Source organism: Micromonospora sp. NPDC049645 (genome assembly GCF_040675155.1).
Lineage (GTDB): Bacteria > Actinomycetota > Actinomycetes > Mycobacteriales > Micromonosporaceae > Micromonospora.
Genome location: NZ_JBFAOI010000002.1, coordinates 305,982 through 325,445, shown reverse-complemented (window position 1 = coordinate 325,445; position 19,464 = coordinate 305,982). Strand labels below are relative to the sequence as shown.

Annotated in this window: 16 protein-coding genes; 7 read left to right on the top strand and 9 right to left on the bottom strand. The window is 68.1% G+C overall.

Going from position 1 to position 19,464, the window contains the following annotated elements; all coding sequences use genetic code 11:
• Positions 1 to 221: 221 nt before the first annotated feature.
• Together AB0J33_RS06980 and AB0J33_RS06975 are read left to right on the top strand one after the other, a co-directional pair.
• Positions 222 to 1,034, top strand: a complete 813-nt coding sequence (locus AB0J33_RS06980) for a TIGR03084 family metal-binding protein (RefSeq protein WP_363610754.1) — start codon at positions 222 to 224, stop codon at positions 1,032 to 1,034.
• 398 nt (positions 1,035 to 1,432) lie between these two features.
• Positions 1,433 to 2,365 (top strand): helix-turn-helix transcriptional regulator, encoded by a 933-nt coding sequence (locus AB0J33_RS06975; protein ID WP_363610752.1) that lies wholly within the window; start codon positions 1,433 to 1,435, stop codon positions 2,363 to 2,365.
• Between the two features lie 71 nt (positions 2,366 to 2,436).
• Here the strand turns inward: AB0J33_RS06975 and AB0J33_RS06970 are convergent, their stop codons facing one another.
• Positions 2,437 to 2,886, bottom strand: coding sequence for an SCP2 sterol-binding domain-containing protein (locus AB0J33_RS06970; RefSeq protein ID WP_363611361.1), 450 nt, complete (start codon positions 2,884 to 2,886; stop codon positions 2,437 to 2,439).
• A 297-nt stretch (positions 2,887 to 3,183) separates the two neighbouring features.
• On the opposite strand from AB0J33_RS06970, the gene AB0J33_RS06965 reads away from it, so the two are divergent.
• The 4 genes from AB0J33_RS06965 (at position 3,184) to AB0J33_RS06950 (ending at position 7,366) form a co-directional block, all read left to right on the top strand.
• The gene (locus AB0J33_RS06965; RefSeq protein WP_363611359.1) at positions 3,184 to 3,714 is read left to right on the top strand and encodes a DUF5987 family protein; all 531 of its coding nucleotides are present in this window, start codon (positions 3,184 to 3,186) and stop codon (positions 3,712 to 3,714) included.
• Positions 3,711 to 5,348 (top strand): GMC family oxidoreductase, encoded by a 1,638-nt coding sequence (locus AB0J33_RS06960; protein WP_363610750.1) that lies wholly within the window; start codon positions 3,711 to 3,713, stop codon positions 5,346 to 5,348. Before AB0J33_RS06965 ends, AB0J33_RS06960 begins: the two co-directional genes overlap by 4 nt.
• Positions 5,349 to 5,419: 71 nt before the next feature.
• Positions 5,420 to 6,508, top strand: a complete 1,089-nt coding sequence (locus tag AB0J33_RS06955) for a carboxymuconolactone decarboxylase family protein (RefSeq protein WP_363610748.1) — start codon at positions 5,420 to 5,422, stop codon at positions 6,506 to 6,508.
• A gap of 408 nt (positions 6,509 to 6,916) precedes the next feature.
• The gene (locus tag AB0J33_RS06950; protein ID WP_363610746.1) at positions 6,917 to 7,366 is read left to right on the top strand and encodes an SgcJ/EcaC family oxidoreductase; all 450 of its coding nucleotides are present in this window, start codon (positions 6,917 to 6,919) and stop codon (positions 7,364 to 7,366) included.
• Between the two features lie 412 nt (positions 7,367 to 7,778).
• Here the strand turns inward: AB0J33_RS06950 and AB0J33_RS06945 are convergent, their stop codons facing one another.
• The 6 genes from AB0J33_RS06945 to AB0J33_RS06920 form a co-directional block, all read right to left on the bottom strand.
• The gene (locus AB0J33_RS06945; protein WP_363610744.1) at positions 7,779 to 8,072 is read right to left on the bottom strand and encodes a hypothetical protein; all 294 of its coding nucleotides are present in this window, start codon (positions 8,070 to 8,072) and stop codon (positions 7,779 to 7,781) included.
• Between the two features lie 252 nt (positions 8,073 to 8,324).
• Entirely contained in the window at positions 8,325 to 10,304 is a 1,980-nt protein-coding gene (gene acs, locus AB0J33_RS06940; RefSeq protein WP_363610742.1) for an acetate--CoA ligase, read from the bottom strand.
• Positions 10,305 to 10,443: 139 nt separating this feature from the next.
• The gene (locus AB0J33_RS06935; RefSeq protein ID WP_363610740.1) at positions 10,444 to 11,262 is read right to left on the bottom strand and encodes a methyltransferase domain-containing protein; all 819 of its coding nucleotides are present in this window, start codon (positions 11,260 to 11,262) and stop codon (positions 10,444 to 10,446) included.
• Positions 11,263 to 11,383: 121 nt separating this feature from the next.
• Positions 11,384 to 12,724 (bottom strand): extracellular solute-binding protein, encoded by a 1,341-nt coding sequence (locus tag AB0J33_RS06930; RefSeq protein WP_363610738.1) that lies wholly within the window; start codon positions 12,722 to 12,724, stop codon positions 11,384 to 11,386.
• A 274-nt stretch (positions 12,725 to 12,998) separates the two neighbouring features.
• Positions 12,999 to 13,790, bottom strand: coding sequence for an enoyl-CoA-hydratase DpgD (gene dpgD, locus AB0J33_RS06925; protein WP_363610736.1), 792 nt, complete (start codon positions 13,788 to 13,790; stop codon positions 12,999 to 13,001).
• The gene (locus AB0J33_RS06920; protein ID WP_363610734.1) at positions 13,787 to 15,409 is read right to left on the bottom strand and encodes an FAD-binding protein; all 1,623 of its coding nucleotides are present in this window, start codon (positions 15,407 to 15,409) and stop codon (positions 13,787 to 13,789) included. The genes dpgD and AB0J33_RS06920 overlap by 4 nt, the downstream gene beginning before the upstream one ends.
• Positions 15,410 to 15,977: 568 nt before the next feature.
• Here AB0J33_RS06920 and AB0J33_RS06915 point away from each other — a divergent pair.
• Positions 15,978 to 17,588, top strand: a complete 1,611-nt coding sequence (locus AB0J33_RS06915) for a condensation domain-containing protein (protein ID WP_363610732.1) — start codon at positions 15,978 to 15,980, stop codon at positions 17,586 to 17,588.
• A 202-nt stretch (positions 17,589 to 17,790) separates the two neighbouring features.
• Here AB0J33_RS06915 and AB0J33_RS06910 read toward each other — a convergent pair whose 3' ends face one another.
• Together AB0J33_RS06910 and AB0J33_RS06905 are read right to left on the bottom strand one after the other, a co-directional pair.
• Positions 17,791 to 18,174 (bottom strand): hypothetical protein, encoded by a 384-nt coding sequence (locus tag AB0J33_RS06910; RefSeq protein ID WP_363610730.1) that lies wholly within the window; start codon positions 18,172 to 18,174, stop codon positions 17,791 to 17,793.
• Between the two features lie 273 nt (positions 18,175 to 18,447).
• The gene (locus AB0J33_RS06905) at positions 18,448 to 19,437 is read right to left on the bottom strand and encodes an LLM class F420-dependent oxidoreductase (protein WP_363610728.1); all 990 of its coding nucleotides are present in this window, start codon (positions 19,435 to 19,437) and stop codon (positions 18,448 to 18,450) included.
• Positions 19,438 to 19,464 lie beyond the last annotated feature (27 nt).

Here is a 19,464-nt window from a genome sequence, read left to right as displayed (position 1 = left end):
TCAGCATGGGCCGGGCCGGCCGACGAGAGCGCCTCCGGGAATGCGCAATGGCGGCGAATTGCGGAAGCGGAAAACTTCACGCCCAACCGTGGCGGATGACGTGCGCACGGACGGAGATGAACGCCGACGATGCCCGGTCATGCTGATAGAGGCCGCGCTCAGTCATGGTTCGCACTTATTTGCGAAGCCGGACGCGCTAACTATCCAGGGAGGACAGTTTCTTGCCCGAGCATGAGCAAATCATCTCCGCATTGGTTGCCGACGGCGACGATGTCGACCGTCTGGTGGCAGATCTGACGCCGGACCAGTGGGCGCTGCCCACCCCCGCCGAGGGCTGGACCATCACGCACCAGATCGCCCACCTCACGGCTACGTTCCATCTGGCTGGTACCGCCGCGGCCGACCCGACGAGCTTCGCCAAGATCGCCGCGAAGCTCACGCCGGACTTCGACGCCAACGTGCGGGGTGCGATGCAGCGTTTCCTCGACGACCCGCCCGAGGTTCTGCTGGGGCAGTGGCGCACCGTGCGGGCCGCCGCCGAGAAGGCGCTCGCCGCCGCACCGCCGGATCAGCCGGTGCCGTGGTTGGTCCGGCCACTGCCGCCGGGCGTACTCGCCGCCGCCGGCATGATGGAACTGTTCGGGCACGGCCAGGACATCGCCGACGCGCTGGGTGTGCGGCGGACGTACACCGACCGGCTGCGTGTCCTGGTGGCGTTCGCGGTGCGGGTCTGGGACTTCGGTTACCTCGCCCGTGACCTCACCCCACCGGCTGTGGAGTTCGGCTTCGACCTGACGGCGCCGTCGGGCGCGCACTGGCGGTTCGGCCCGGCCGACGCGACGCAACTGATCACCGGTCCCGCGGTCGACTTCTGCCTGCTGGTCACCCGCCGCCGGCACCGCGCCGACCTCGCCGTGACCGCGACCGGACCGGACGCCGAGTCCTGGTTGGATATCGCGCAGGCGTACCGCGGACCGGCCGGGTCGGGGCGCCGGCCGGGTCAGTTCGACCACCTCGATGCCGCGACCAGCTGACATCAACGACGTTCAGGCACGGGGGTCAGCCGATCACCGTGACTCGGCCAGCTCCATTGGATGCCGCGCGGTCCCCGCGCGGCATTCTTGCACCCTCTGCCGGGTACGCACGGCTGCCGACACATGCGCCCGTTCCGCCCCTGTGCCGGAGATTCAGCCGTCCACCCGCACGTGCCTATCATCGCCATCCGGAAGGGGGCGGACAGGCGACCGCACCGCGCGTGAGGGCAATCGTAGAGATGCGCCCGGGTCAGTCGGATTACAGACTTCACTGGGTGGGTGGCAGGCGGCCGTGGGAGTTCGCCACCAGGTGGCGACGGCCCCTTCCCAGGCCCTGCGAGCCCGATTCGTGTTTGCGCTCATGTGCGGATGCTGCGGTGTAGCACGCTACCCCGAGAGTGATCCTTGGGAACCGGGGAGGCGATATGGACAAGGCAGTCGAGCAAGCGGTCTACCGAGTGATCAGGTCCATGAGGGAGAGCCTCGGCGAACCGCTCACGATCGATGACCTCGCCCGTACCGCGATGTTCAGCAAGTTTCATTTCTCCCGGATCTTTCAGCGGGTCACCGGGTTGTCGCCGGGAAAATTTCTGTCGGCGATGCGGCTACAGGAGGCGAAGAAACTCCTCGTCTCAACCTCCTTGAATGTCATTGACATCAGTCACCGGGTCGGCTACAACAGCGTCGGCACGTTCAGCACCCGATTCACCAGCAGTGTCGGCGTACCGCCAACGACCTTTCGTCGGCACGGCGGTTTCGTGCCGCAGATCGCCGTCGACAATCAGTGTGACGCGGCGAGCAGCCCATCGGCGACGGTCAGCGGCTTCATCTCGGCTCCGGACACGCCGCTCGGCCACACGTTCATCGGTCTGTTCCCGCAGCAGATCCCCGAGGGGCGGCCGGTGAGCTGCACCGTGCTCGAGCGCCCGGGCCCCTACCTGCTCGACAAGGTGCCGGGAGGGTCATGGTTTCTGCTGGTGCACGCCCTGCCGCCCGGGGTGGTGGACGAGCCCTCCGCCCGCGGTGTCCGGCCGTACGTGTTGCGACACGGCCCTGTCGAGGTCCGGGACGATGGCGAGACCGCCCTGCCCGAGCTGGTGTTGCGGCCGCTCCGCCTGCTCGACCCGCCAGTCCTCCTGGCGTTGCAGGACATCCGGTCGACGGCCCGGCGCATCGTCGAGGCGCGCGCCCGGGCGCAGGGGCACGGGTTCGGTCCAACGGCGCCGGCCGATCCCGGCGTCGGCAAACCCGAGCGCGGCGGCAGGGGCGGGCACCGCGGCGCGGCCAGCCGTGCGCCGGGCAACGCCGCCCGCGCGGCCCGCGCCGCCTAGTGTCGCCACCGCAACGACAGTCGGCGCCCCCGGAGGCCGGGGGCGCCGACGGTGTAGAGGGTGATCGGGTGTCAGGGCTTCGGGACATCGAACAGGGTGGGGAACTTGGCGGTCAGCGCGCGGTCGCCCCTGGTCTTCAGCTTTCCTCGCATGACCAGCGCCACCGGGTGCGCGTTTCCGGTAATCAGATTCAGGAAGTCCACCGCACCGAGCGCGAGGGTCAGTTTGGGCTCCGCCTGTGGTGCCGGGGACAGCACACACGTGCCGTTCGCGATCACCAGTTCGTAGGTGTCCACACCGCCGTCCGGCCGGTCGCCGATGACCCAGTGAATCACCGCGTTGAGGTTGCGCGCCCGGTCGGCCCGGAACACCCCGGGCATGCGGGTGACAAGCTCGTCGAGGACGGGGCCACGACGCTCACTGTGCATCATTCGGCGCAACTCAGCGGTCGGAGTTTTCTTGACCAGCCGGGCGAACTCGAGTGGATCCATCGTGGCCGGGTTGGTGTCATTGATGGTCATCGACACTCCTCAGTGGACTGTGGGTGCGCACTGGCGCTCGCGTCGATTGTCGTGCAACAGTCGCGAGCGATCCGACTTCAGGCTTGCCTGACCGCGGCTATCACCGGTGACGCAATGCGGGAGATGCGTCAGCTTGTTTAACCCGGCCACGATGGTCATATCGCGAACGGACCGCCAACTCTGGTCCGCGGTCACCGGCCGCCAAAGATTTCGTGCAATCCCGTCCAATCGGCAGCACGATCAACTGGGAGAGACGCCGTGCAACCCGACACCCTCGACGCCGATCCGGCGCGGACAATGACAATCGAAGCGTTCGCCGACACGATCATTCCGGGCGAGAAGCGTTCGCCCGACGACCGCGCCATCGCCGGCGCCGCGCCCGGCGGCGGCGCTGTCGTATCGGGCGCGATCGAACTGTTGGAAACACCCGGCGGTGGCATGGCGCCCGCGCTGGACGCGCTCGCCGTTTCCCTCAACGACCACGCCAGCGAGTACGCGCAGGAGCGCGGACTGGTTCTGGACACCGACGTGCCGCCATTCGTGGCGTTGTCGTTCGCGGACCGCACGGCGCTCGTCGAGCTACTCACCGCTCCGGAGAACCCGGAGAAGCAGATGTGGGTGGCCCTCGCGTTGTTCAGCAACATGGCCTTCGACAGCGCCGCGCACCTGAACACGGTGGATGCGCTCGCCGCCAAGCATCCGGGATTGATGACCATCGGCTACTTCCAGCCCGACGCCGACAGTGTCTGGCGCTTTCCCCAGTTCTCGTACGGCCGGCAACTGGCCGATCTTCATCCGAACACCACCACGACGGGTAGCCCAGCGTGACCGGAACCGAGTCAACCGACGTCCTCGTGATCGGCAGCGGCTTCGGCGGCGCGATCGCGGCCTACCATCTCGCGGCCGGCGGCGCGCGCGTCACCGTTCTGGAGCGCGGCCCCTGGCTCGCCGCCGAGGAGTTCGACCACGACTTCCTGCTCGGCTCGTCCTACACGCGCATCTTCGACTTCGTCGTGGGTGACGGCATGAGTGTGCTCGGCGGCAACTGCGTCGGCGGCGGCAGCGTGGTCTTCTTCGCCACGATGCCGCGGGCGCCACGGTTCGTCTTCGAACGTCGTGGCAGCATCGGCCGGCGGATGTGGCCGGCCGGAATCAGCCGGGAGACCCTCGAGCCGTGGTACGACCGGGTCGCCGAGGCTCTGCCGGTACGGCTCACGCCCTGGGAGCAGGTGCCGTTCGCCGGTGGTCTCTTCGCGGCGGCCTGCGCCCACGCCGGCCGCACCGCGAATCCGGCGCCGTCCGCGATCGACCTCGACCTGTGCACCAACTGCAACTGGATGATGGCCGGGTGCAAGTTCGACGCGAAGCGTTCGCTGCTGCTGAACTACCTCCCGGCCGCGATCGCGCACGGCGCCGAGATCCGGCCCAAGCACGAGGTGCAGTACCTCTCCCGCAACGACGACGGCGGCTACCGGGTGCACTACCGGATCGTCGACGACGTCGACTACCGGGTCCTACAGGACGAACAGACCATCGACGCGAAGATCGTCGTGCTCGCCGCCGGCGCGGGAGCCACGCCGGTGATCCTGCAACGCTCCGAGCCGCAGCTGGGCCCGATGCCGCACGCCGTGGGCCGCTACTTCTCCGGCAACGGCGAGCGCCTCAACACCGCTGTCTTCGACGAGGATCGGGTGCGCGAGGTCCTCGGCCTCACCCGCGACGGCGGGCAGGCCTACGGCGCCTACCAGATCGGCCGGGGGCCGACCGTGGCGAGCTGGGACCAGCTCGACGGCAGCCTCCCGGAGTACGAGCGCTTCTCGCTCGAGCAGCTGTATTTCCCGCCGGGCCTGGGCACGATCCTGGCCCAGGCGCCCGATGCCACCGGCCCGACCTGGTTCGGCGTGGAGAAGAAGGAGATGATGCGGCGATGGCAGTCGTGGCTCACCATCTTCACCATGTCCGAGGACGACAACGAGGGCGTCTTCGGGCCACCGCCGGAGACCGGTAACTCGCACCGGCTGTCGCAGCAGATGCTCGGCAACGGCCCGCTCCGCTACCACCCGACCGCCAATACGTGGCGGGGTTGGTCACTGTCCGACGCCGCGGTCAAGGACGTCCTCGAACGCGACGGGCTGGCTCGCGTCATGCCCTGGACCAACGACCTGGTCGGTGCGTACACCGTGCACCCACTGGCCTCCTGCCGGATCGGCGACGACCCGGCGACCTCCGCCCTGGATGACGGCCACCAGTTGCGTAACCATCCGGGCATCTTCGTCACCGACGGCTCCGCCGTACCCGGTGCGTTGACGGTGAACCCAGCGATGACGATCGCCGCCCTGGCCGAGCGGGCCATGCCGGGCATCGTCCGCGCCGCTCAGGAGCGCGGTGTGTCGGTGCGCTACGGCGCGCCGTCGCCCGACGGTGAGACCGCTGGCCGACGCGGGGTAGCCCGCTCGGCGTAGCTGACGGGTGCCGGCGGGCCGTCCGCCGGCACCAGGCCACGTCCCCATGCCGCGTGGAAAGAAGTCCGTCTGTGGTAACCCTGTTCGCCCGGGCCACCCGTCGGGTGTCGGTGACGCACATCCGCCACGTCGCCCCGGTTTCGCTCCGCGCCGCGACCGGCTTGACCGCCCGCGTCTACCGGCAGATGGAAGCCGACTTCGGCATGGTCGCGCCACCGGTGATGCTGCACGCGCCCGCGCCGGACACGCTCGCCGCCTGCTGGTCGATCCTGCGCGAGACGATGCTCGCCCCGGGCCTGGTCGACCGGTCCGCCAAGGAGGCGGTGGCCGCCGCGGTATCACTCGCCAACCAGTGTCCGTACTGCGTCGAGGTGCACGGTGCCGCACTGGCCGGGCTGAGTCGTGGTCCCGACGCGTGGGCCGTCGCCGTGGACCGGGTCGGTGACCTCACCGACCCCGACGTACGGGAGTTGGCGCGCTGGGCCCGGGCCAGCGGGAACCCGTCGGCCCAGGCGCGCCAACCGGCGCCGTTTCCGCCCGCGCAGGCACCGGAACTGATCGGTGTCGCGGTCACGTTCCACTACATCAATCGGATGGTGAACGTCTTCCTGCGGGACTCTCCGCTGCCGCCGGCTCCCGCCCCGGTGCTGCGGGCGGTCCGGCGGGGCGCGGCCCGACTCATGCGTGGCATGGCGAGCAGGCACTCCGCCCCCGGTAGGTCCGCCGACCTGCTGCCCGACGCTCCGCTCGCGGCCGACCTCCCCTGGGCCGCCGGACCACCGCACATCGCCGGCGCGTTGGCGCGGGCCGCCGCCGCCATCGACGCCAGTGGCGCGCGGAGCGTGCCGGACCGGACCCGCCGCCTGGTGCTGGCCCAGCTTGCGAACCGGACACCCGACCCGGCCGTACCCGGCGGTGGCGCGCGGTGGGAGGCGGCGGTCGCCGAGCTCCCGGCAGGCGAACGCCCCGCCGCCCGGCTGGCCTTGCTGACCGCGCTCGCGTCCTATCGGGTCACCGACGCGGTCATCGAGGACTTCCGCGGCCAGGGCCACGACGACCGGGCGATCATCGAACTCACCTCCTGGGCGAGCTTCGCGGCGGCCCGGCAGATCGGCACCGAGCTGTACCGCGACCTCGACTCGGCGCCGAGGCTGCGATGAGCCCGCCGCAGGGCCAGTCCCCCTGCTGGGCACCACATCGCTTCGTGAACGTGCGGGAGCTGCTGAAGCCGACGCTACTGACAATGTCCGACGCGATCGTCCCCGGAGCGAATACACGGGTGAATCGAAAATCAACTGACTCCTTTGACGATGAACGCTCGGCCGGCCGGACGGCTCTTCAGCCGAATTATCATCCCTATTTTTTCGCAACCCGGTGTCGCACCTCCCGGGATGCGTTGTGCGATACCTGGCACCACTGAGAGCGGCAATAGCGAAGATGCTACCCGTGCGGTCACGGTGCGACTGTCGTAACGTCAGCGACCGCTGTCTTCGCCCGAATACACCGAGGTTCGGCGCACTCGGCCACGGCCGGACGAGCCTCACCAACCCGACGGAAGCGAGAACGGCATGACCACGAAGAGTTCCGCACCCACCGGCGCCAAGAGCGCGGACCAGACCGCAGCTCAGGCGGCGGACCAGGCCGCAATCGCCGCCCTACCCGCACGCATGATCGAGACCTGGGCAGCGCACGACACCGACGGTTTCGCCGATCTGTTCGCCGAGGATGGAACGCTCATCCTTCCCGGCGTGTACAAGAAGGGCCGCGCGGAGATCCAGCAGTTCATGACGGCCGCATTCGCTGGCCCCTACAAGGGCACCCGGGTGACCGGGCAACCCATCGACATCAAACCGCTCGGCGCCGGTGTGGTCGCACTGATCACCCAGGGCGGCGTCATTCCGGCTGGGGAGACGGACCTGCCCGAGAAGGCCGCGATCCGTGCCTCCTGGATTCTCGTGAAGCGCGACGGGCAGTGGCGTCTCGCCGTTTACCAGAACTGCCCACGCAACCCTTCCTAATAGCGGGCGACCACACCTGGAGACCGCGAGGCGCCTCCCGCCTCAAGCAGCCGGTTGGCTGCCGCAGCGGAGCGGGAGGAGAGGATCTGGCGCTCCGGGCGTCGACACCGGGTCGAGTGACGGCCGGGGCGGTGCCCGCAACGGCCTCGGGGCCGTGGATTCGGGATCTCCGTTCCACATGCGTCGTGGCGCCAACGGTGGTCGCGATCGCCCCCGCGACGGCGGGCACCTGTGCGGTGTCCGCCGTCGGCGTGCCAGCTCGCACCGTCTCGTCGGTCGGGCCGGGCTCACGACAGCACCGGACGCGGTGGCGTGCGGGAGGTCGAGCCGGGTTGCCTGCCGGTGGGCCGCGAGCCCACGCAAGCCTTGCCGTCGACCGCGCTCGTCTCTCGTCGTGACCGATCGCCCGGGCTCAGCCGGGTGGCGACCGGGCTGAGCCGATGGCCGCGGTGAGCAGGTCCGGGTCCAGGGCTTGCCGCAGCCGGCGGATCATCGCCCCGGACGGCCGGTGCCCGGGTCGACACCCCAGGGCGACCACGGTCGCGGCCGGAACACCGTCGACCCACTCGGCGATCGCCGTGCGGGAGCGGGTGCCGGCCATGACGACGCAGACGGCTGCGCTCGCCGCGTCCGGCTGGCGCGGGCGGGCGACCTGGCACCGCGAGGACGTCCGGCGGCCGAGCGCCTCGACGCTTACACGCTGCAACAGGTCGCCGCCTCCGGCAGGCGACGCCGGACACGACGAGCGCGTGGTCCGGCAGCTCAGCGTACGTCGCAGGTAACCCGCCGGCGTCGGCACGACGACACCGGACGGCGGACCCGACAGGGCCGAGGTCAGCGGCGACGGTGACGTGGGCCTGGCTCACCTCGGCCGGATCGGTAAGGCCGCGAGACCCCTCTGCCCGTGTTCAGGGAGCAGCCGACCCGGTGGGCCGCGATGGTGGGAGAGGCTCTCCGCTCAGTCTTCCGCCGTTCCGGACCCCGCCTTGATCAGATCCATGACCGTCGAGTCCAGAAGCGTGCTGACGTCGCCCAGCGAGCGATTCTCGGCAACGTCCTTCAGCAGGCGTCGCATGATTTTGCCGGAACGCGTCTTGGGCAGCTCGGCCACGAAGATGATCCTGCGGGGCTTCGCGATGGGGCCGAGGGTCTTGGCGACATGGTTGCGCAGGTCGACCTGGAGCTGGTCCCCCGCCTCGCCAGCCGTGTCCACGTTGCCGCGGGCGATGACGAAGGCGGCGATGGCTTGGCCGGTGGTGGCGTCGGATGCGCCCACCACGGCCGCCTCTGCGACCGAAGGGTGCGAGACCAGCGCGGATTCGACCTCGGTGGTGGAGATGTTGTGGCCGGAGATGACCATGATGTCGTCGACCCGGCCGAGCAGCCACAACGCGCCGTCCTCGTCCCGTTTCGCGCCGTCGCCGGTGAAGTAGATCCATTCGTCACCGGATTTGGCACCGGCGCCGAATTGGGACCAGTAAGTGTCGATAAAGCGTTGGTCGTCGCCCCAGATCGTACGCAGCATCGCGGGCCACGGGTCGCGCAGCACGAGGAAGCCGCCGCCGCCGTTCGGCACCGACTCGGCCTTCTCGTTGACCACATCGGCGGTGATGCCCGGCAGCGGGGTCATCGCCGAGCCGGGCTTCGTGGCGGTCACGCCGGGCAGCGGCGAGATCATCATCCCGCCGGTCTCGGTCTGCCACCAGGTGTCCACGACGGGGGCCTTGTCGTGGCCGACGTGCTCGCGGTACCACATCCAGGCCTCGGGGTTGATCGGCTCGCCGACGCTGCCGAGGACGCGCAGCGACGAGAGGTCGTACTTGGCCGGGACATCGCTGCCCCACTTCATCATGGTGCGGATGAGGGTGGGCGCGGTGTACAGGATGCTGACCTTGTACTTGTCGACGATCTCCCAGAACCGGCCGTGGTGAGGGGTGTCCGGGGTGCCCTCGTACATGACCTGGGTTGCGCCGTTCGACAGCGGACCGTAGACGATGTGCGAGTGCCCGGTGATCCAGCCGATGTCGGCCGCGCACCAGTGCACGTCGGTTTCGACCTTGAGGTCGAAGACGGACCAGTGGGTGTACGACACCTGGGTCAGGTAGCCGCCGCTGGTGTGCAGGATGCCCTTCGGCTTACCGGTCGTGCCCGAGGTGTAGAGGATGAAGAGCGGCTGCTCGGAGTCGAACGCCTGCGGCTCGTGCCGGTCGCTCGCCTTCTCGACGGTCTCGTGCCACCACAGGTCCTTCTCGCCCCAGGCGACGTCCTCCCCGGTGCGGCGGACGACCAGCACGTGTTCGATGCTCGAGCATCGTGCGACGGCGTCGTCGACGGTGGGTTTGAGCGCCGATGGGGCGCCGCGCCGGTAACCACCATCCGCGGTGATGACGACCTTCGCGCCCGCGTCCTGGATCCGGGTGGCGAGGGCCTCCACCGAGTATCCACCGAAGACGACGCTGTGCGTGGCGCCGATGCGGGCACAGGCCAGCATCGCGACCACGGTCTCCGGGATCATCGGCAGGTAGATGGCAACCCGGTCGCCGGCCGTCACGCCAAGCTCGGTCAGCGTGTTCGCCGCCTGGCTGACGGTCTTGAGCAGGTCCGCGTAGGTGATCGTGCGGGAGTCGCCGGGCTCGCCCTCCCAGTGGATGGCGACCTTCTCCCCTTTACCGGCCTCGACGTGCCGGTCCAGGCAGTTGTAGGCGACGTTCAGCTCGCCCCCGACGAACCACTTGGCGAACGGCGGATTGCTCCAGTCGAGGACCTGATCCCACTTCCTCGCCCAGGTGAGCCGCTCCGCCTGCCGGGCCCAGAACGCCGGCGCGTCGGGGGCAGCGTCGTCGTAGGTGTCCGCCGTGGCGTTGGCGGCGGCGGCCAACTCCGGTGGTGGTGCGAACGATCGCGTCTCGATGGAGAGATTCTCGAGCGTGGTGGTCATGGGGCGGCTCCTCTCGCGGTTTCAGCGCGCGACCTCAGTCCACCCGCAACGTCGCCGGCGGGCATCTTCGACCGTGCTGGGCACCCGGAATGGTCCAGCGGGGCCGCCGTGGGCGGGCTTCCGCTGGACCAGGACGCGATCACTCGGGCTTGCGGCCCCAGGCCTGGACGTACAGGTGTGAGATCACGGTGGTGCCCGGATCGGCGAGGTGCCGGCTCAACGCCCCGTGCAGGTCGTCGAACTCCTCCCTGGTGATCAGCTCGCTCTCGATGAGCCGGTCACGAAGGTTCTCGGCGAAGTCGGCGAGGACCATACGCCGCGGGTGCCCGGGCTCGTGGTCGATGTAGACAACGGGGCGTACCCGGACGTCGACCAGGCCCGCACGGCGGAGCAGGCCCGGCAGCCGCCTGCCGACGAACAGGTCGATCGTGTTGCGCTCCGCGTACCGCTTGAGGACATCCATGAGCCGGACCCACGACTCGGCGGGCGGGTCACACACCTGCCCCACCCGATCGCCCTCGTGGAACGCGACCCATCCTCCCGGGCGGGCCAGCCGAACCGCCTCGGCGACGATCTCCTCAGGCCGCGGCACGTTGTGCAGGATCAGCCGCTCGGTGACGAGGTCGAAGCTGTTGCTGGGCAGGCCGGTCGCACGCGCGTCGCCGTGCCGGACGTCGACGTTGTCCAGCGTGCGGTCCACCACGAACTTGCGCGCGAGTTCGACCGACTCCGCGTCGCGCTCGACGCCGATGACGGATCCGTCCGGCTTCACCCGTCCGGCCAACTCGTCGAGGCAGCCACGGGGTCCCACGCCGAGTTCCACGACGTTTTTACCGCCGAGCGGTCCGACCTGGTCGAACAACCAGGCCGCCTCGGACCGGAAGTCCTCCGCCTGTTCCCGTAGCCGATCGTGCTCCGCGCTCCGGTAGCCAAGAAAGTACTGGTCCTCGAGAATCATTGATGCTGACTTCCCTCGTTGGTCGGGGCCGCGGCGCGGCCCGGGCGAGTTTGGATCCGTGGCTCAGATGTCGAAGTGCCGTGCCGAGAGCGCCGGGCCGGCCACCGGTTGGAAGGTGAACTCAGATGCTGACGGTGTAATCGCGTGGGGTCCGACGGGGTGGACCGTCCGTGTAGGAGTTGTAGGCTTCGAGGACCTGTTGAGCCTCTTCGCTCGCAGTGGTGAACCGGGCGACCGGCTCGGCATCGTTGACCAGCACGTCGTGCATGGCGGCGGTCAACTTGCCGACGATCGCGGCGTGGTCGCCCATGAGAGGCCCGAGCGACGCTGGCGAGCCGTCCGTTTCCTCGGCTTGTTCGCTGGCCGGTCGAAGAACGGGATTGCGAACGAACCAGTCCTCGGCGTTGAGGACGTCGATCGACGGCTTGGTGATCGGAATGCGCCAGTGGAGCTTGGCCCACTCCGCGACGTTGCGCGGGTTGTTCAGGTACTGCATGAAGGCCAGCGCACCGTCCTGCTTTTCCTTGCTGAGGCCCGAGGCAAGCCACAGCGAGAATCCGCCGAGGCTGTTGCCCGCGAGAGGGACCTCGTCGTTGTACGGCATGCGGCCGGCCTCGACGGTGAATCCGTGCCGCTCGCCTCGCTCTATCAAATGGGTGGCGTCGACGGATGACGTGATGAGTAGCGCAACCTCCTGGTTCTCGAATGCCTCGAAGCAGCCCCGGAAGTCCCCTACGACTCCGGTGTACAGAAAGTGGCCATTCTGGTGGAGGCGTTTCCACCACTCGACATAGGCCATCATCTCGTTCGAGGCGAGGTCCACCTTCTCCGGCCGCCCGGACCGGCCGTTGTCGTGATCGGCGACCAGCCCGCCCTGCTGGGCGACCGACTGGAGGAAGAACCAGTAACAGTTCGGCCATGCGATACCGTGCGCCGGCCCATCGGGGAGTTTCGCCACCGCCTCACACGCGGCCTCCACCTCGCGCCAGGTGCGCGGCGGCTTGGTCACGCCAGCGCGGTTGAGGATGTTCATGTTGGCGTACAGCACCAGAGTGGACGCCGTTCGCGGCATGGACACCAGATCACCGGCGTAGCGGAAGAAGTCGCGCGCCGCGGGCAGCATCCCGTCGAGCACGACCGGCTCACCGAGAATCTCGGTCCGACCCGCGATGGCCTGCTCGACGGACGTGAACAGGGGTGCCCCGTCGCTGCCGAGCGCGTCCATCATGGTCCGCGTGAGCGTGAAGTGAAACTCCGCGACATCGGGCGGAGTGCCCTGCTCGGCGGCTTGGGCCACGATCTCGGCCATCGCGTAGAAGTCGTGCGGCTTGATTTCGACCAGATACTCCGGGTGCTTTTCGTTGAACTCGCGGGCGGCGGTGACCGCGATGTCCGGCTGATCTGCCATCTTGTAACTGGCAGGATCACTCAACCAGACGCTGATGCCGGTCTTCGTGGTCATATACTAACCCTCCAACATTATCATTGCGGGCCAATTCTATGGTGACAGGAAGCTAGCTCGGGTAAGCGTCTCAGCAGCCCGACAGCGGCCACAACTTCGAGTTTGCGGGACCGATCGCTCGACAGTGTCGCGGGTTTACGCATTGCCGGAGACGCGATTCGGCCACCTCGACACATTGACGATCGGCACGTCTCGGCTAATGAGCACGAACGGCGAATCGCGGGCGAGAGACGGTCGACTGTCGTGACACGGTGTGAGAGTCGTACCCGAACGCTCAGCGCCCCCGCCAGACCGGGTCACGCCGCTGCGTGAAGGCGAGCGGTCCCTCGATCGCGTCGGCGCTGTGCATGCGCTGCTCTTCCCAGACATAGCGGGCGGCAAAGGCGTCGGCGAGCGTCAGGGTCTCCGAGGAGGCCGCGGCCTCCTTGATGGCGCGCACCGACAGCGGGGCGCAGCGGAGGATGTCTTCGACCCAACTCGCCACGCTCGCGTCGAGTTCGGCGGCGGGCACCACCTCGTTGACCAGCCCCAGCTCGTAGGCGCGCGCGGCATCGAAATGACGACCGGTGATCAGGTGCCCGACTGCGATCCGGTAGGGCGCCTGCCGGGTCAGCCTGAACACCCCGCCCGCCCCAGGAATCAGGCCGTGCCTGGCCTCGGTGAGCCCGAAGACCGACCGATCGGATGCGACGATGACGTCACAGGCCAGGGCCAGCTCGCAACCACCGCCGAGGGCGTACCCGTCGACCCGCGCGATCAGCGGCTTGGCAAGACCGAACCGCTCGGTCAGCCGGGGCCAGCCTGGCTTGCCCCGGCTGCCGAACGTGGACGGAGCGGCCTGGCCCAGTTCGGTCAGTGCTGCCAGCTCCTTCAGATCCTGCCCTACCGAGAAGGCACGCTCCCCCGCTCCGGTCAGCACGCCGAGCCAGAGGTCGTCATCGGCTTCGAAGTCGTCCCAGATCTCGGCGAGCTCCTCATGCGTACGCAGATCCATCGCGTTCAACACATGTGGCCGGTCCAGGGTCACGTAGGCGACCCGGTCCTGCTTCCGGTACCGAACGCTCACATCGGCGCGATTGACAAGGCGTGGCGGAACACGTTTCCGGGGTCGTACCGCCTCTTGATTTGCTGCAGCCGCGGATAATTGGATTTGAAGTAGAGCTCCGACCACGGCGTCCCCGACGTGTTCCAGGCGGGGTCGGCGAGGTCGGCGTCGGCGTAGTTGATGTAACTTCCGGCATTTATCGCGTTCGGCACCGGAACCCCGCCAGTGTCCGAATAGACGTCGCGGTAGAATTCACGAATCCATTTGATGTTCTTCGCGTCGTCGGCGGCCGAGGTCCATCGGCCCCCCGTGAAGTAGACCCGCAGGATCGAGTCCCGGTCGGCCGTCGCGGTCGCCCCCGGGGCCACCGCGTTGATTTTGCCGCCGTAGCCGGACATGGTGAGCGCGGCACCCGCATTCGTGGGCTCGGGGTCGGTCAGACGGCGGTAGATGGTCGCGATCTGACTGTCCGAGAAACCCTTGCGCAGGTTCGCGGCCTTGTCCTTGGAGCGTGCGTAGGGCTCGTAATTCCAGTTTCGGTCGTCCAGGAACGGCACGAACTCGGTGCTGTCCGACACCGGTTGCACGCCCACGCCGGACATGATCGCGTCGCAGTGCGCGTCGACGAGACCCTGGGCGCCCGGCACCCCACTGTCGACCCCCACGATGAAGCCGACCGGCCCCGTCGACTTGTGGAAGACGAAGAACCCGCCCCAGAGATTGGCGTTCGGGGAATCGGGGACGCTGTTGCGCTCGTACCAGTCGCAATAGTTTCGGACGTATTTGTGGAACGACGTGCTGGTCAACTGATCCCAGGTCATCGTGAGCGACCTTCTGATCATGGTCGCGGGCGCCCGGGGCAGCAGCTCGGCCGGGTCGTTGGAGTTCGTACCCGGTGAGCGCAGCCAGTACCGCGTCACGATGCCGAAGTTTCCACCTCCGCCACCGGTGTGCGCCCACCACAGATCACGATGGGGATCGCCCTCGTCCCGCGTCGCGACGATGATCCGACTCTTTCCCGACCTGTCGACGGTCACGACCTCGACGGCGTACAGGTGGTCGGCCGCGAGACCGTACCGGCGCGACAGGAAGCCGTAGCCGCCGCCGGCGATGTGGCCGCCGACACCCACGCCGGGGCAGATGCCTCCCGGAAGGGTGACGGCCCATCCTTTGACGAGGGCCTTGTACACCTGGCCGAGTGTTGCGCCACTCTCGACGGCGAAAGCCCGTCGCTGGGGGTCGAAGTACACATCCGTCATCAGCGAAACATCTATCAGTTCCTGGATGTCGGGGGAGGCGGTGAAGTTTTCGAAGCAGTGTCCGCCGCTGCGTACGGCGATTCGCTTGTTCGCTTTGACGGCGGCACTGACGACCTCGGCGACCTGCTTTGCGTTGTGCACGAGGTGAACATTCTGAGGATTTCCCTGGAATCGCCTGTTCCACGGAGTGATGAGACTCGGATATCGCGGATCATTGCGACCGACCGCCACTGCGGCAGCAGGCGGCGCACAATTTGCAGACGACATCGATCCTGCGTGGATATCCGGCTGTGCCGCACTCGCGCTGGTGCCGTTGAGCCCGAGGGTGATTCCCCCGGCAACCGCACCTGTAAGAAGCCCACGGCGACTGATGTCCGCCATCTTTGGTTCCCCCCCAATCGTCACAGCGACCAGTACATGAGATCAGCGGCGTCAACCGGGGGTCTACTTCGAACTTGCTCGATTTGTCCGTCCGCTCGGCTTTTTCGGAGGTGTATCACGAAGGTCGGCCTGCGACAGTGACAAGCGCGAGTGGCTTCTCGACACCTGCCCCAACGCCCCATCGAAGCCGAGTACGAAGGAGCCGGGCGATCGTGACACGGAGCATCAATGGCCAGGCGACGTCCACTCCCCCACCCGACGGCGGGGAGGTCGGGTGGGCTGTTGGCGACGCGGGCGGCACGGACTCCCCGTGCGGCCGCAGCGGTGTCTGAGACCACGATCCTGCCGGATGCGGAACTGGACGTGCGGGCGAATCGTCCGGCCCGGTACCTGGTGATGCCAGAGCGGCTGGTCGCGGTCGCGATGAACGGTCCGCCGAGTACCTGCCGGCACCCGACGTCGACGCGGTGCACGGCCAGGGCTCGGCCACCGTCCAGCACCCACCGACCGAACGCCCGAGTGACCTGACCTGTTTGCCGAACGCTATTCCATTCTCTAAGGAGCGGGCATGACGCAGCGAGAAGACCTGCGACGCGACCCCAGCGAGGCGCTCTCTACGGACGAGAGCCCGCGGGGCGAGACGGAGAGCACCGTCGCGCGCATATTCGGCGAGATGCTCGGCATCTCCAGCCTGCCGCGCATGGCGTCTCTCTTCGACCTGGGCCTTGACTCGTTGGCCGTGACCGTCGCGTGTGCCCGATTGGAACAGGCGACCGGGGTACGGGTCAGGTTCACCCAACTCTTCAAGACCCCGACCGTCGCCCAGCTGGCAACATGGATCGATACCCGCAGTGGTGCGAACGGCGGACCGCAGACCCCTGACCTGCCGCCGGCAGACAAGAGCGCCGAGCTCGTGGCAATCACCCCCATGCAGGCTCAGACCGTCCCGATGGACATCGTGCCGCGGTTTGCCTGGTGGTTCGACGGCCGGGTTGACGAGGTGGCGCTCGCCACTGCTGCCACCGATGTCCACCGCCGCCATCAGGCTCTGTACGCCAGGTACCTCTACGAGCCGGATCTCGGCTTGGCCGAGGTGCCGTCCGACCCCGGGCAGGCACGGTTTCAGCAGCTGCCCGAACAGGAGGACGACGGTACGGCAAGCGACGCGCTCTGGCAGGCACTGGAGCAGCCGTTGCACATCGACCAGGGGGAGGTCTGGCGGTGTGCGATCGTGCGCAGCAGGCAGAGCGGGCGCACCCTGTTCGGGTTGGCCGCGCACCACGCGGCGTTCGACGGCCGTGCACTGGAGATCCTGACCGCAGAGCTGTCCACGGCCTACTCGGCCCGTACGACCGGGAGCGCGCCGCGCTGGCCCGGCAGAACGGCGTCGCTCGCCGAGATGGCAGCTGACTTTCGGCACCAGCTCGCCGCTCAGGACGCTGAGGCGCAACGCCGGTACTGGCTCGACGAACTCCGCGACCTCCCGCCCTGCCAGCTTCCCGGGCGCAACGACATCTCGCCGCAGCCGAGCGGGCCGGCGGCGGACTTCTCCTTCACCCTCTCGCAGAAGCAGCTGCGGCCCTGGGACGAGTACGCCAGCGCCCACGGAATCCCCTCATCCGTGGGGATGGTGGCGGTCTACGTCCAGTCGCTCATCCGGGCTGGCGCTCCGCGCGATCTCGGGCTGATGGTCACGATCGGGAACAAGGCCGGTGCGGTGATCGACGGCACGATCACGACACGGGTGGGCAACATCCTCCTGCGGCCGAACGGGCCGTCCCGGTCAGGTCCGCACCTCCTGGCGAGGATCCGCGATTCGTACCTTGAGGGAATGGCCGCACGCGACGTCCTGCTGGACATGAAGCAGATGGCAGACATCCTGGGCGAGTCCGGCGGCCTGGAGGACATGTTCATCGGTAAGCCGGCCGTGGTCTACAACTCGATGCCGGCACTCAGCCTGGGTAGCAACACCGGGGTGATGGATTCCAAGATGGATGAGTGGTCGGCCTGCGTACACGCCTTCCTGCTCGAGGTCCTGCCCATCTCGGATGGGTTGGAGATGCACATGGTCGTACGAACGGACCTTTACGACGCAAGCCTCTCCGATCAGCTCGGCCAACACTTCGCCGAGATCATCGAGAACGGGCCGGGACAGCTCGAGCTGGAGACCGCCCGCTAGCCTCGCGCGGGACGGTGAGGGCGTTGTGGGGCGACGCGGGCGGCCGCGTCGCCCTGGCCAACCTGATCTCGCAGGCCGGCAAGACTCGATCGAGGTCGCGGATCGGCGCGGGCGGGGCTCCCGGTGAACCGCGGGTCAACAAGGCTCCGCCGGCATCGGTCGGCGGCGTCTACGACCTGACCCCGGCCCGCACGCACGCCAACTACGGCGGTAATTCACGGTCGTCATGCCAGACCACCGTGGTCGGCCACCGGTCGTGATCGACCAGCTTCCGGACCACCTCCAGAGCCACGCCGAATGGTACGGTCTCGCGGTTGTCGTACCGGTCCACCTGGCCGTTGCTCAGCCGGTAGCCGCCCTCCTCGCCCTCCGCGTCCGGGTCGACGGCGTGCTGGCCGGGATCGCCGGGCTCCTCCATGGCCATGACCATCGCCCGGTTGCCGTTGGTGACGACGCCCAGCACCCGTCCGTCGTGGTGCCGCAGCCACGCCTCCAGCTCGCCGGCAGCCACCCGTTCCCGCAGGAGAGTGACAGCACCGTCACCTGTCAGCTGGCCGCGCTCCTGCGCGAGGTGCCAAGAGGCCACGGTTCCCGAGGCTATCAATGAGCCGCGTCATCCTCCGTGGTGGCCGGATCCGACGCGCAGCACAGCGAGCACGGCTCGCACGATCCTGCTCGCCCCTCGCGGGCCGCAGCGCAGCCCGGCGAGGATCTCCAGATCCTGACAGTGGCGACCGTGACGCCACCGCCCCTGGCCGCCGCGCTGCCGGGGCTGAGGCGTCGGCAGCGGATGGCACCGGCGGCCGGTGGCTGCGGACGCGGTCGGCGAGGGGTTCAGAACACGGCGATCGGCAGTTGCCTAACGAAGCAACTCCGGCACCACCTTGCTGCCGAACAGATCCATGCTCGTCCGGTCGTAGGCGGCGTCCGCGAAGTAGACGATCGCATAGCCGGCCCCGGCCTGGGCGGCCTTGGTCAACTGCTCGACGATCTGCTCGGGTGTGCCGACGAGGCCACGGACAAATTCGCCCAGCCATCCCTCGAGCGCGTCGGCCGGCATCAGCGGCTGGTAGTGCGCTCGCAACCTCGCCATCTTGTCCGCGATGTCCTTCTCCGTCTCGCCGATGGTCACGAGGTAGAACGTCGACCTCGTGATCGCGTCGAAATCGGTGCCCACATCCTTGCAGTGCTGGGCCAGGATCCGGGACTTGTGCGCGAATACGTCGAGGGTCGTCGTCCCGAAGTTCGTGTACTGCGCGTACTTCGCCGCTGTCCGCAACGTTCTCTTCTCACCGCCGCCCCCGACCCACAACGGAATCCCGCCGTCCTGCATCGGAAGCGGCCGGCTGATCGCATGATCAACCTGATAGTGGCGTCCCGCCAGCGTGGCCGTGCCAGTCGTCCACAACTGACGCATGATCTGCACGCCTTCATCGAGCATGCCGAGACGCTCGGCGTTGCTCGGGAATCCGTAGCCGTAGGCACGCCATTCGTCCTCGAACCAGCCCGCACCGACGCCCACCTCCAACCGGCCGCCGCTCATCACGTCGATGCAGGCCGCCATCTTGGCCAGGTACGCCGGATTCCGGAAGCCCATGGACGTGCACAACTGCCCGAGTCGCACCCTGGACGTGCAGGCCGCGAACGCGGCCATCATCGACCAGGCTTCGAACGTCGACTCATTGCTCGGTGCCGTAACCGTGTGGAGATGGTCGCTGACCCAGATCGACTCGTACGGCCCGGCATCAGCGGCCTGAGCGATGTCACGGATCGTGGACCACTGCTCGGCTACCGGTATATCGACAAGGTCGAGATTGCAGCCCTGAGGTAGGAGCACACCAAATCGCATATCCAGATTCTATCGATCGACATAACT

Bases quoted from the DNA above. Each gene is read 5' to 3' on its own strand.
- AB0J33_RS06970 (WP_363611361.1), bottom strand. From the start codon at position 2,886: ATGACCATCAATGACACCAACCCGGCCACGATGGATCCACTCGAGTTC.
- AB0J33_RS06965 (WP_363611359.1), top strand. From the start codon at position 3,184: ATGACAATCGAAGCGTTCGCCGACACGATCATTCCGGGCGAGAAGCGT.
- AB0J33_RS06950 (WP_363610746.1), top strand. From the start codon at position 6,917: ATGACCACGAAGAGTTCCGCACCCACCGGCGCCAAGAGCGCGGACCAG.
- acs (WP_363610742.1), bottom strand. From the start codon at position 10,304: ATGACCACCACGCTCGAGAATCTCTCCATCGAGACGCGATCGTTCGCA.
- AB0J33_RS06935 (WP_363610740.1), bottom strand. From the start codon at position 11,262: ATGATTCTCGAGGACCAGTACTTTCTTGGCTACCGGAGCGCGGAGCAC.
- AB0J33_RS06930 (WP_363610738.1), bottom strand. From the start codon at position 12,724: ATGACCACGAAGACCGGCATCAGCGTCTGGTTGAGTGATCCTGCCAGT.
- AB0J33_RS06920 (WP_363610734.1), bottom strand. From the start codon at position 15,409: ATGGCGGACATCAGTCGCCGTGGGCTTCTTACAGGTGCGGTTGCCGGG.
- AB0J33_RS06915 (WP_363610732.1), top strand. From the start codon at position 15,978: ATGACGCAGCGAGAAGACCTGCGACGCGACCCCAGCGAGGCGCTCTCT.
- AB0J33_RS06905 (WP_363610728.1), bottom strand. From the start codon at position 19,437: ATGCGATTTGGTGTGCTCCTACCTCAGGGCTGCAATCTCGACCTTGTC.